Consider the following 11,556-nt stretch of genomic DNA (forward strand, 5'->3'; position numbering starts at 1 on the left):
CGCATCTTGAACCCCCCACAACGGCTTCCTGGCGTGGCGGGATGAACCCAACGGAGCACTTTCCATGAGCCGCAAGGATTACGTCTTCACTTCGGAGTCCGTCTCCGAGGGCCACCCCGACAAGGTCTGCGACCGCATTTCGGATGCCGTCCTCGACGCCTTCCTGAAGGAAGAGCCGAACGCCCGCGTCGCCTGCGAGACTTTCGCCACCACGAACCGCGTGGTGGTCGGCGGCGAGGTCGGCCTGTCCTCGAAAGAGGCGACCAAGGCGATGATGGGCCGGATCGACGGCATCGTCCGCGACTGCGTCAAGGACATCGGCTACGAGCAGAAGAAGTTCCACTGGGACAAGATCAAGGTCCACAACTACCTGCACGAACAATCCGCCCATATCGCGCAGGGCGTGGATCGCGACGGGGCGGGCGACCAGGGCATCATGTTCGGCTATGCCACGCTGGAAACGCCGGAATTCATGCCCGCGCCGATCCAGTATGCCCATGCGATCCTGCGCCGCCTGGCCGAAGTGCGGAAATCGGGCGCCGAGCCGACGCTGGGCCCGGACGCGAAAAGCCAGCTGACGCTGCGCTATGCGAATGGCAAGCCGGTGGAAGTGACCTCCATCGTGCTCTCGACCCAGCACACCTCCAAACGGCAGACCTCGAAGGTGATCCGCAAGATCGTGGAGCCCTATATCCGCGAGGTGCTGCCGGACGGTTGGATCACCCGCAAGACCGAATGGCATGTGAACCCCACGGGAACTTTCGTCATTGGCGGACCTGACGGGGATGCGGGCCTCACCGGGCGCAAGATCATCGTCGACACCTATGGCGGGGCTGCCCCGCATGGCGGCGGCGCGTTCTCCGGCAAGGATCCGACCAAGGTTGACCGCTCGGCCGCCTATGCCGCGCGCTATCTGGCGAAGAACGTGGTCGCGGCGGGCCTCGCCGAGCGTTGCACCTTGCAGGTCTCCTATGCCATCGGCGTGGCCAAGCCGCTCTCGATCTACGTCGACACCCATGGCACCGGCCAGGTCGAGGCCTCCCGCATCGAGAAGGCGGTGGCCGAGGTGATGGACCTGACCCCGCGCGGCATCCGCACGCATCTGGAGCTGAACAAGCCCGTCTACCAGCGCACCGCCGCCTATGGGCACTTTGGCCGCGCCCCGGACGCGGACGGCGGTTTCAGCTGGGAGCGGACCGATCTGGTCGAGGCGCTGAAAAAAGCGGTGTGATCCGGGAAGCCGTCCTCGGGGCATCGAGCCCCTCGGACGGCGTCGCCACTTCGGGCTCCGGTCGCGCTTGACCCTTGGCCCGTGCTCTGCTTGAAGGCCCCGGATCACTTCCGGGGCCTTTCTCATGTCCGACACCGGCACCCGCCGCAACTTCTATGGCCGCATCCACGGCAAGACCCTGCGCGCCAGCCAGAAGGACTATCTGGCCGAGGATCTGGGTCCGCTGACCCTGCGCGGGGTGACGGTGGCCGAGAACCCCGCACGATCGGTCCTGGACCTGGGCTTCGTCAAGGGTCCGCTGTGGCTGGAGGTCGGTTTCGGCGGCGGCGAGCATCTGGTGCATATGGCGGCGCGGAACCCCGATGTGACGATCCTCGGGGCCGAACCCTTCGTGAACGGCATCGCGATGCTTCTGGGCAAGATCCGGGGGGCGGGGGTGAAGAACCTGTGGCTCCACCCCGGCGATGTGCGCGACCTCTTCGACGTGCTGCCCGATGCCTGCCTGTCGAAGGTCTTCCTCAACTACCCCGACCCCTGGCCAAAGGCCCGCCATCACCGCCGCCGCTTCGTGACACCCGATTACCTATTACCCCTGGCCCGTATCACCAAGCCGGGGTCGGAGTTCCGTGTGGCGACCGACATCCCCGACTACGTGCGCCAGACGCTGGAGGAGGTGCCGCCCGCAGGGTTCGATCTGGTGCGGCAGGCGGGGCCGGGCGGGGCCTGGGACGACTGGTTTTCCACCCGCTACGAGCAGAAGGCCCTGCGCGAGGGTCGCGAGCCGCATTACCTGACCTTCCACCGGGCCTGACCCGCCGGTTTCGAAAACTCCGGACTGATTTCCTCGAAGAAATCGGGGTCGCGCCCCGCATCCGCTTGCGCTATCAGGCATCCCGGAAGCAAGGGGAGACGACGATGTCCGGCCATGGTGACGCGCAACCGATGAAATCCCGCAAGTCCGGGCCGTTGCGCGGCGTGGCCGAGGTGCCGGGGGACAAGTCGATCTCGCACCGCTCGCTGATCTTCGGGGCGATGGCGGTGGGCGAGACGCGGATCACCGGGCTTCTGGAAGGACAGGACGTGCTGGATACCGCGAAGGCAATGCGGGCCTTCGGGGCCACGGTCACGCGGCATGGCGAGGGGGCCTGGACCGTGAACGGCGTGGGGGTCGGGGGCTTCCGCGAACCGGCGGATGTGATCGACTGCGGCAATTCCGGCACGGGGGTGCGGCTGATCATGGGGACGATGGCGACGACGCCGATCACCGCGACCTTCACCGGGGACGCATCCTTGCGCAAGCGGCCGATGGGCCGGGTGACGGACCCGCTGTCGCTGTTCGGGACCCGCGCCTATGGGCGGCAGGGCGGGCGGCTGCCGATGACGGTGGTGGGCGCGGCGAACCCGGTGCCGGTGCGCTATGCCCTGCCGGTGGCCTCGGCGCAGGTGAAGTCGGCGGTACTGCTGGCCGGCCTGAACGCGCCGGGCGAGACGGTGGTGATCGAGAAGGAATCGACGCGGGACCATTCGGAGCGGATGCTCATCGGCTTCGGGGCGCGGCTGTCGGTCGAGAAGACCGGGGAGGGGCATGTCATCACCCTGACCGGCCAGCCCGAGCTGCGGCCGCAGACGGTGGAAGTGCCGCGCGATCCGTCCTCGGCAGCCTTCCCGGTCTGCGCGGCGCTGGTCGTCGAGGGGTCGGATATCCTGGTGCCGGGGGTCAGCCAGAACCTGACGCGGAACGGGCTGTACCTGACGCTGGTCGAGATGGGCGCGGAGATCGAGTTCCTTCAACCCCGCGAAGAGGGGGGCGAGCCGGTCGCCGACCTTCGGGTGCGGTTCAGCGGGAACATGAAGGGGATCGAGGTGCCGCCGGAGCGGGCGCCGTCGATGATCGACGAATACCCGGTCCTGTCGGTGGTCGCGGCCTTCTCGCATGGCAAGACGGTGATGCGGGGGGTCAAGGAACTGCGGGTCAAGGAAAGCGACCGGATCGATGCGATGGCGCGGGGGCTGGAGGCCTGCGGCGTGCGGATCGAGGAAGACGAGGACACGCTGATCGTGCACGGGATGGGACCCGGCGGCGTGCCGGGGGGGGCAACCTGCGCCACCCATATCGACCACCGGATCGCGATGTCGTTCCTGGTCTGCGGGCTGGCGGCGAAGGCCCCGGTCGGGGTGGACGACGGCTCGCCGATCCAGACCTCTTTCCCGGTCTTCGAGGGGTTGATGCGGGGCCTTGGGGCCGAGATCGAGCGGGGCTGACCTCGGCCCGCCCCGGCGTCAGAAGACGTCGAGCAGGTAGAGGATGATGATGATCGGGATCGGGATGCCGATCAGCCAGGCGAGGACGCCTTTCATGGGGTGACTCCTTCGGATGGTTGGTTGCCGGATCAACGCGGGGTGATGCGGGGCGGTTCCCTTGGCTGTGTCCACGGTGGACAATTCCGGATTTCAAAGCAACACCAACAGGTTGATCGCGGCCGTTAGGGTGGGGTTAAGGTTTGTCATCTGTGGTGCAGACAGCAAAGCGGGCGCGCCGGTGAGGCGCGCCCGTTTGCGTTCGGGGGCTTGGAGGACCGCTAGACCCGGCCCATCAGGACGAGGATCAGCAGGATGACGACGATCACCCCCACCGCACCGGAGGGGCCATAGCCCCAGCCGCTGGAATAGCCCCAGTTCGGCAGCGCGCCGATGAGGATCAGGATCAGCACGATCAGGAGGATGGTACCGAGAGACATGGATGGTCGCCTTTCGCTTGGGGCCGGACAGCGTCCGGGTCGGCGGAAGAACGCGCAGGGGTAGGAATGGGTTCCGGGCAGGCGATGGGCCGCACCCATCCGCCGGGGCGTCGGGGCCCTCGGCCGGGCTCAGGGGCAGCGCCAGGCGCGGTGAGGTGTCTCCGAAATACTCCGACCGCGCGATGCTCCCTGCGGCCACTGCGGGGCCGGTTCTAGAACGGCCAGCGGTCTTTGGCGAAGGCGGTGATCGTTTCGGTGATCCGCCGGAAACTTGCTGCCGCGCGCGGGACAGAGTGGCGCGCGCGGAGGTGGCCGTGGACGAGGCCCTTGTCGACGCATGAAGCTGCGCGGCCTCCGGCGGTGACGATCTTCTGCGCGTACTCTTTCGCGTCGTCGGCGAGGGGGTCGCATTCGGCAGAGATCGCAAGGGTCATCGGCAGGCCGGTGAAATCGGTATCCCGAAGCGGGCTGACGGTCGGGTCGGCTTCGGGCGGGGGCCCGCCATGCCGGACGACCTTGTAGAAGAGCACGTCGTCGCGCGTCAGCATCGGGGCGCTGGCGTGGATCAGGTAGCTGCCGCGGTTCTCGTCGCCGCCGAGGCCGGGGTAGATCAGGACCTGGCCCTTGATCTGTCTGGTCTCCTTGCGGAGGGCATGGCAGGCGGCGGCGGCAAGGTTGGCTCCGGCGCTGTCTCCCGCCAGGATCAGCGGGCCCCTTGCGGCCAGGGCACGGGCCACGGCGCAGGCGTCGTCGAAGGCGGCGGGGTGAAGGTGCTCGGGGGAGAGGCGGTAGTCGGCGGCGACGACGGTCAGGCCGGTGGCCGCCCTTATGTCGGCGCAGATGCCGTCGTGGGAGTGGAGGCCTCCGACGACGAAACCGCCGCCGTGGAGGTAGAGGACGGTGGGTTCCTGGCCCGGGTAGATGCGGCAGGGGACGCCGGCGATGGGCTGGTCGTGGGAGGTGACGCCGGGCGGGTAGGGGGCGTCGAAGGCGGCGCACATCCGGTCGTAGATCGCCCGCTGCTCGGCGATGGAGAGGGTGGCGGTGTCGGGCGGGTAGGAGGCGTTGGTTTTCTCGATGAAGGCCCAGGTGGGGGCGTCGATGAGGGTCTGGTAGTCGGTCATGGGAGCCTCCGTTCCTCGGAGTGTAGGGGCCGCAAGGGGGGCTGTCCACGGTGGACAGGATTTCGAGGTCAGGGAAATCAAGGGGTTGGGTGTGGGCGTTAGGGCGGGGTTAAGGGTTGGGGCCATTGAAGAGCAAACAGGGCCAATGGCAAGGTGCACGGGCGCACAAGGCACGTTCGCCCGACAGGTCTGCGCCCGTGCAAAAGTGCAACCGCGCGCCTTCAGGCAGCCGAGCCTGGTCCCCCCTCGTTCTCAGCCGATTCCCCGGCGACCGGTCCGACGGGATCACCCGTCGCGGCAGCGGCGCGCGCGGCCTGAGCATCGTCAAAGGCTATCTCCACCGCGAGCAGTTCTTCATCCCGCGCCGCGCGCCATCGGTGCATGACCGTTTCATTGGCAAGAATGATGGCGATCAGAGCCAGGGTTGCAATGATCTTGGAGTTGGCCGCCGTCATCCCGATGCCGGCGAGATGCTCGGGAAATGAGACGGGAAGCACGGTCAGAGCGAGGATCAGCAGTGTTGCCACCATCATGCAGGCAATGCGAAGGAGGTGCGGACGTTCAAGCCAATAGTGCCGGGCGGCTGCCTGTCGCCCAAGGTGCAACGCGCAGCGGGGATCCTCTTCCGGCAGATCGCACTCGAATTCCGCGAAGATCCGGCGCAGGTTCTCGCGCATGATCTCGTTGCCGAAGATGTCCTGACAAGACAGGGCGAGCATTGCGAGGGCGAAGAGCGATGGATAGTTCAAAAGCGCAGCCAGCAGGACGAAGACGACGACAATTCCGACGGCCAGAACCTTGACGTAGCGCTTGTTTGTCACCTTTTCCCAATCGGTGGGGGACTGTCCTTCCGGGTAAAGACCGTCAAGGATGTCCATCTCGTTCAGGGTGTGCGCACGGTAGCTCCAGAGCCAGAAGTAGAGCGAGAACGCGAGAAAGATTCCGGGCCACTGGTCGAGCAGAAACCAGTAGTTCGTTGCGGTGAAGATCAGCAGGGAATGGTCGAAATCGTCGAGATCGAAGCCGTCGAACACCCCCGGATAACCAAGTGCCCATTGTGCGACGATTGCGAAGAGCCCGGTCGAGATCAGCCAATCGGAAAGGTTCGAGGCTCGGCGGAGCCGGTTGACGACGCGTTTGTCCCGAGGGTCCGATTTGGGCTTCTTCATCCGCAGGGTCCGCTGTCTCCTTCTGCGGCGAAGTATGAGCCGATTCGCATCAGGATGTCAGAATTTGATTGGAAGACGAGATGCCCGTCTTCTGGCAGAAGGCAAAGGGCGGCATCGAAACGCCGGGCCAGCCGCTCGGCGCCGGATGGCGGAAAGACCGGGTCCCTTGCGCCGTGGAAGAAGGCGATCCGTGCCTGGGTTCCGGTCGCCTGCGGCGAGAGCGTCCAGAAGAGGAGACTGCCGGACTGGGCGCGCCCCTTACCTTCGCCGGGGGCCACGACCCGTCCCAGCAGGATATCCTCGAGCCGGTTGGCCATCGCGCGCTTCTCGGGCATCTTGCGCCAACCGGTGCCGAGATAGAGCGTCTTGTAATACTCTTCCCAGATTGCCTGCTTCTCGAGACTGCCGATCCGGATCGCGCCCGCAGCAACCGTGACACCGCCGCGCAGCGCCGCGAGAATCGCACCGGGAAACGGGGTGGGAGAGGAGACGGCGGCCACCGTCACCCGCTTGCCGTCCGAGATGCGCCAGGCCGCCTCAAGCGCGATGGCCGAGCCGGTGGAATATCCGAGCAGGTTGATCCGTGCGTCGGGATAGCGGTTCGCATAGTCGGCGACCCAGCCGGCAGATCGTTGGACATCGAGACCGGGTGAAACTGGCTGCCCCTGCATTCCCGGCAGGCGGTATTCGACCACCAGATGCTCGGGTCCGGCCCAATCCTGCGCCGGGCGAAAGATTTCGGCGGTCGTCAGTGCGCCCGGCAGCAGGAAAGTGATCGTCCGGGGCTGCGTCGGGGTTTGGGCCGCAGCGGTGTAGAGCGGCGGCGTCACATCAACCGGGCGAGCGGCACAGGCGGACAGCACCATCGCGAAAAGCGCCGGTGCCGTACAGGCCAGTCTCATATGGCGAGCCGCTTGTATGTCATACGCTTAGGCTCCAGCACATCCGGTCGCAGACTCCGAACTCTGTCGTTCTCGCAAGCGTCGAAGTTGCCCCCGAACCATTCCACAGGCGCATCGCCTCCGAAAGCCAAATTGTAGGTGCAGAGGCGGTCGGGAAAGACGCTGTCGTGGCCGATGATGATCGCACGCTACGGACAGTCGGGGTGATGGAGCGCTGAAGCGGAGCCTGGGGGAGGTGGGGTAGACCCCCACGCGAGAGAGTCGGGGTGAACCCCGACCTACGGCTGGGCGAAATCCGGTTTTGGGAAGTCCAGCGAGCCGGTGGTGCACTGGTGCCACTCCATCTCGAACCCCGCCTGGCCCTCCTTGCCAAGGCACCAGCCGCGCCGGAAGAGGAGGTAGCCGACATAGTCGCGGGCGCCGCAGGCCTGCCAGGTTTCGGTATCATCGCCCGAACCGCCGCGGCAGCGGGTGTTCAGCGTGGCCTCGTCCTGGAGGAGCTGCGTCGTTTCGGCGTCCTGCGCGAGGGCGGGGGAGGCCGCGCCCAGAGCGACCGCGGCGGAGAGGGCGAGGGCCCTCACCTCGCGAACCGCTTGTACTTCACCCGCTTCGGCTCCAGCGCGTCGGGGCCCAGGCGGCGGACCTTGTCGTCCTCATAGGCCTGGAAGTTGCCTTCGAACCATTCGACATGGGCATCGCCCTCGAAGGCGAGGATATGGGTGCAGAGCCGGTCGAGGAAGAAGCGGTCGTGGCTGATGATGATCGCGCAGCCGGCGAAGTCTTCGATGGCGGCCTCCAGCGCCTGCAGCGTTTCCACGTCCAGGTCGTTGGTCGGTTCGTCGAGCAGCAACACGTTGCCGCCCGACTTCAACAGCTTGGCCATGTGGACGCGGTTGCGTTCGCCGCCCGACAACAGGCCGACCTTCTTCTGCTGGTCGGTGCCCTTGAAGTTGAACGCGCCCGTATAGACGCGGGAGTTCATCGCCATGTCGCCCAGGTGGATGACCTCGGCGCCGCCGGAGATTTCCTCCCAGACGTTCTTCGCTGGGTCCAAAGCGTCGCGGGACTGGTCGACGTAGGCGAGCTTCACCGTCTCGCCCAGCTTGATCGTGCCTTCATCCGGGGGTTCCTGCCCGGTGATCATGCGGAAGAGGGTGGATTTCCCCGCGCCGTTCGGGCCGATGACGCCGACGATGGCGCCCGGCGGGACGGTGAAGGACAGGTCCTCGATCAGAAGCTTGTCGCCCATGTGTTTCTTCAGGCCCGTAACCTCGATCACCTTGTTCCCAAGGCGCTCGCCGTTCGGGATGATGATCTGCGCGGTGGTGGCGCGTTCGGTGACGGTCTGGCCGGCCATCTCGTTATAGCGGTTGAGACGGGCCTTGCCCTTGGCCTGACGGGCCTTGGCACCAGAGCGGATCCACTCCAACTCCTTTTCCAGGGCCTTCTGCTTGGTCTTGTCCTCACGCGCTTCCTGCTGCATCCGCTTGGCCTTCTGGTCCAGCCAGGCAGAGTAGTTGCCTTCGTAAGGAATGCCCCGGCCGCGGTCCAACTCCAGGATCCAGCCGGTGATGTCGTCCAGGAAATAGCGGTCGTGGGTGACGATCAGGATCGTGCCCTTGTAGTCGATCAGGTGCTTTTGCAGCCAGGCGATGGATTCGGCGTCAAGGTGGTTGGTCGGTTCGTCGAGAAGCAGCATGTCGGGCTTTTCGAGGAGGAGCTTGCAGAGCGCGACGCGGCGGCGTTCCCCGCCCGAAAGGGTGGTGACATCGGCATCATCGGGCGGGCAGCGGAGGGCGTCCATCGCGACGCCGACGGTCGCCTCAAGCTCCCACAGGTTGCCGGCGTCGATCTGGTCCTGCAGGGCGGCCATCTCGTCGGCGGTTTCGTCCGAGTAGTTCATGGCGAGTTCGTTGTAGCGGTCGAGGATCGCCTGCTGTTCGGCCACGCCAAGCATGACGTTTTCCTTGGCGGTGAGCTTGGGGTCGAGATGTGGCTCCTGCGCGAGGTAGCCGACCTTTGCCCCTTTTGCGGCCCAGGCCTCGCCTTTGAAGTCCTTGTCCATCCCGGCCATGATCTTCAAGAGCGTGGATTTCCCCGCGCCGTTGACGCCGACGACGCCGATCTTCACGCCGGGCAGGAAGTTCAGGTGGATGTTCTCGAAGCAGGTCTTGCCGCCCGGGTAGGTCTTGGAGACGTTCTCCATGTGGTAGACGTATTGATAGCTGGCCATGACGTACTCCGGGGATCCTTGGGTTGGCGCGTATGTAGCGATTGTTCCGGCCAAGGGCAACGGGAGCGGTCAGCAGCACCAGCCAAGGCCAGGGGCCGCCCAGGGCCGCCCCGCGAAGGTGGCAAGACAGACGGGCAGATCAGGCCGCCGGGCTTTTCGGAGCGCCTTTGTCGGACTTGCCGGCAAAGCCTGAGGCGTGGCGGCGCCAGAGCTGGAGAACCGTGCGTTCGAGCCAGATGTAGACATGCGCGCCGATGATACCGAGGATGATCGACAGGGTCAGGGAGAGCCAGGGATACGGCTCCCCCAACTTCTTGGTTACAACTGTCAGCAATTCATAGTGGCAAAGATAGATGAACATCGAGGCGCCGGCGATTTCGCCCAGGATAATCTTCACCGGGGCGGGAACGATGACATAGCGGACGAAGATCAACAGCGCGCAGCCCCCGGCGACATAGTAGGCTGCAGAGGTGAACTCCCACACTGCAAGCACCGAGGCGATGACCATCCCAAGCGCAAAGAGCTTGGCGCGCAGGTCCTTGGCGGTTGCGATGACCATGCCAAGGGCAAAGCACCAGCCGTAGTGCCACGGCGTGCGGTGATAGTTGTAGTTGCCATCCCAGTTGGCTTCGATGGTGCGATCGACGGCCACGAAAGCGAGGAACAGGAGGATGGAGCAAAGCATCGGCCTGGCCTGGAAGGCGGATCTCACTTTCGGAATCGAGAAGAGGAGTGCTGCGATCAGAAAGAGCTGAATGTAAATCTCGATGAAATAGAAGGTGAAGCCCAAAATGTTTCGCGGATTCTGGAAATTCGAGACCAAGACCAGCGAGGGGAGTTCGAACTTGTGGCTCACCAGTTCGAGGAAGGCATCGGTCAGGATAGTCGGGATCGCGACGAAGCGGATCGTGCCTAGAAGGGTCATCACGCTGCCAGACCGAAGGATTTCCGGCAGCTGGAAACGCGCAACGGAATAGCCCGCAAGAACGACGAGGAAATAGGCCGCGCCCCAGTTGGAGCTGTAGATGAACGCTTCGGTGTGCAGTGCAACGATACAGATCATGAAGAAGGCGCGCGTGAGTGTCGCGACTTCCAGCTTGCGCCAGATCGTCGGCACTGTGTCCGACTGCAGGCTTTGCAGGCTGGCAATGGTCATCTTCTCCCAGTCGTCGGGCAGAGGACCAAAGCGGCCTTCGAAGTCGAGCGAGACCTGGATGTAGTGCAGCGAGTCGCCACCCAGGGATTCGAACGTGTCGTCAGGCTGGACGTCCTGACCGGGAAACTCGTGCCGGAACAGCGACAGGACGTCGTCAATCTGATCCGAGTGCGCGCGGGTTGGTGCAGGCGCAGACAGAGAGAGAGACGCAAACTGGTCGGCAAGGATCCTGCGCTGGACTTTGCCGGTTCCGGTGACGGGCAGCGCCTTGACAGCCATGACATGGAGCGCCGAACCGGCGGCGATGCCCATCTCTTGCAGCGCGGCTGCGGCAATGTCCTTGACCCGGACCGTTTCGCTCTGCGCTCCGACGACGGCGACGAGTATGCCTTCTCCTCGCTGGGCATCCGGAACCTTTGCGACAGCAACCTCAAGGCCAGCGCCTGCGCGTTCGCGTATCCGGTCCTCCAGCTGATCGGGCACGATCTTCTGGCCGCCGCAGTTGATGAGATCGTCCGCACGCCCGACGAAGTAAAGGTAGCCGTTCCGCAAATGTCCGAGGTCGTTGGTCTGTAGCCAGCCCTCGGCATCGGTCAGGGGATGCAGACCATTTTCGTCGATGCGGTGGCGCGCAACATGTGGGCCGCGGATCCGGATGCGGCCATCGGCAGATAGGTCAATCTCGCTTAGGCCGACCGTCCGTCCGACCGAGTCGAGTGCATCGTCGGAAACGTCGGATATCTGCAGGAAGGTGCCGCGGGACGCTTCGGTCAACCCGTAGTGCTGGACAATTCGGGCGTTGGGAAACATCAGGCGAATGCCGCGCTTCTCTTTGGTCGTCATGGGCTGCGAGCCGATCTCCAGCCAGCGCAGCGCTTTGCCCGCCTTTCCGATCACCGAAGGGTCGGCCAAGAGGATGCGCAAGAGTGTGGGCACGGCCGAGAGCGCGTTTACCGCGCCCGAATCCAGCATGCGCGCGAGTTCCATCGGGTCGAAGCCGCGC

Annotated in this window: 11 protein-coding genes and 1 riboswitch; of the genes, 3 read left to right on the forward strand and 8 right to left on the reverse strand. The window is 65.1% G+C overall.

Annotation, left to right across the window (positions count from 1 at the left end; all coding sequences use genetic code 11):
* Nucleotides 1-9: 9 nt before the first annotated feature.
* Nucleotides 10-58: riboswitch (SAM-SAH riboswitch) on the forward strand.
* A 6-nt stretch (nucleotides 59-64) separates the two neighbouring features.
* From metK to aroA, 3 genes are all read left to right on the forward strand, one after another.
* Nucleotides 65-1,231, forward strand: a complete 1,167-nt coding sequence (gene metK, locus JNJ68_RS00770; protein WP_294977777.1) for a methionine adenosyltransferase — start codon at nucleotides 65-67, stop codon at nucleotides 1,229-1,231.
* A gap of 124 nt (nucleotides 1,232-1,355) precedes the next feature.
* Complete coding sequence (locus tag JNJ68_RS00775; RefSeq protein ID WP_294977778.1) at nucleotides 1,356-2,042, forward strand: tRNA (guanine(46)-N(7))-methyltransferase TrmB; 687 nt, start codon at nucleotides 1,356-1,358, stop codon at nucleotides 2,040-2,042.
* Nucleotides 2,043-2,146: 104 nt separating this feature from the next.
* Nucleotides 2,147-3,493, forward strand: a complete 1,347-nt coding sequence (gene aroA, locus JNJ68_RS00780; protein ID WP_294977779.1) for a 3-phosphoshikimate 1-carboxyvinyltransferase — start codon at nucleotides 2,147-2,149, stop codon at nucleotides 3,491-3,493.
* A gap of 18 nt (nucleotides 3,494-3,511) precedes the next feature.
* Here aroA and JNJ68_RS00785 read toward each other — a convergent pair whose 3' ends face one another.
* The 8 genes from JNJ68_RS00785 to JNJ68_RS00820 form a co-directional block, all read right to left on the reverse strand.
* Nucleotides 3,512-3,664 (reverse strand): hypothetical protein, encoded by a 153-nt coding sequence (locus JNJ68_RS00785; RefSeq protein WP_294977781.1) that lies wholly within the window; start codon nucleotides 3,662-3,664, stop codon nucleotides 3,512-3,514.
* A gap of 146 nt (nucleotides 3,665-3,810) precedes the next feature.
* Nucleotides 3,811-3,969, reverse strand: coding sequence for a DUF3309 family protein (locus JNJ68_RS00790; protein ID WP_294977783.1), 159 nt, complete (start codon nucleotides 3,967-3,969; stop codon nucleotides 3,811-3,813).
* A 212-nt stretch (nucleotides 3,970-4,181) separates the two neighbouring features.
* Nucleotides 4,182-5,093, reverse strand: coding sequence for an alpha/beta hydrolase (locus JNJ68_RS00795; protein ID WP_294977785.1), 912 nt, complete (start codon nucleotides 5,091-5,093; stop codon nucleotides 4,182-4,184).
* A gap of 221 nt (nucleotides 5,094-5,314) precedes the next feature.
* On the reverse strand, nucleotides 5,315-6,262 hold the full coding sequence (locus JNJ68_RS00800) for a hypothetical protein (protein ID WP_294977786.1): 948 nt from the start codon (nucleotides 6,260-6,262) through the stop codon (nucleotides 5,315-5,317).
* Nucleotides 6,259-7,164, reverse strand: a complete 906-nt coding sequence (locus JNJ68_RS00805; protein WP_294977787.1) for an alpha/beta hydrolase — start codon at nucleotides 7,162-7,164, stop codon at nucleotides 6,259-6,261. The genes JNJ68_RS00800 and JNJ68_RS00805 overlap by 4 nt, the downstream gene beginning before the upstream one ends.
* A 278-nt stretch (nucleotides 7,165-7,442) precedes the next feature.
* A complete protein-coding gene (locus JNJ68_RS00810; RefSeq protein ID WP_294977788.1) occupies nucleotides 7,443-7,745 on the reverse strand; it encodes a hypothetical protein in 303 nt (100 codons plus the stop codon).
* Entirely contained in the window at nucleotides 7,742-9,397 is a 1,656-nt protein-coding gene (ettA, locus tag JNJ68_RS00815; protein WP_294977790.1) for an energy-dependent translational throttle protein EttA, read from the reverse strand. The genes JNJ68_RS00810 and ettA overlap by 4 nt, the downstream gene beginning before the upstream one ends.
* Before the next feature lie 139 nt (nucleotides 9,398-9,536).
* Nucleotides 9,537-11,556: AMP-binding protein (locus JNJ68_RS00820; protein WP_294977792.1), on the reverse strand; the 2,020-nt coding region annotated here is incomplete at its 5' end.

This window comes from Tabrizicola sp., from assembly GCF_016793705.1.
GTDB lineage: Bacteria > Pseudomonadota > Alphaproteobacteria > Rhodobacterales > Rhodobacteraceae > Tabrizicola.

What these genes read in the sequence shown, in the direction of transcription:
- metK (WP_294977777.1), top strand. Translation starts at nt 65, where the DNA reads ATGAGCCGCAAGGATTACGTCTTCACTTCGGAGTCCGTCTCCGAGGGC.
- JNJ68_RS00775 (WP_294977778.1), top strand. Translation starts at nt 1,356, where the DNA reads ATGTCCGACACCGGCACCCGCCGCAACTTCTATGGCCGCATCCACGGC.
- aroA (WP_294977779.1), top strand. Translation starts at nt 2,147, where the DNA reads ATGTCCGGCCATGGTGACGCGCAACCGATGAAATCCCGCAAGTCCGGG.
- JNJ68_RS00790 (WP_294977783.1), bottom strand. Translation starts at nt 3,969, where the DNA reads ATGTCTCTCGGTACCATCCTCCTGATCGTGCTGATCCTGATCCTCATC.
- JNJ68_RS00795 (WP_294977785.1), bottom strand. Translation starts at nt 5,093, where the DNA reads ATGACCGACTACCAGACCCTCATCGACGCCCCCACCTGGGCCTTCATC.
- JNJ68_RS00800 (WP_294977786.1), bottom strand. Translation starts at nt 6,262, where the DNA reads ATGAAGAAGCCCAAATCGGACCCTCGGGACAAACGCGTCGTCAACCGG.
- JNJ68_RS00805 (WP_294977787.1), bottom strand. Translation starts at nt 7,164, where the DNA reads ATGAGACTGGCCTGTACGGCACCGGCGCTTTTCGCGATGGTGCTGTCC.
- ettA (WP_294977790.1), bottom strand. Translation starts at nt 9,397, where the DNA reads ATGGCCAGCTATCAATACGTCTACCACATGGAGAACGTCTCCAAGACC.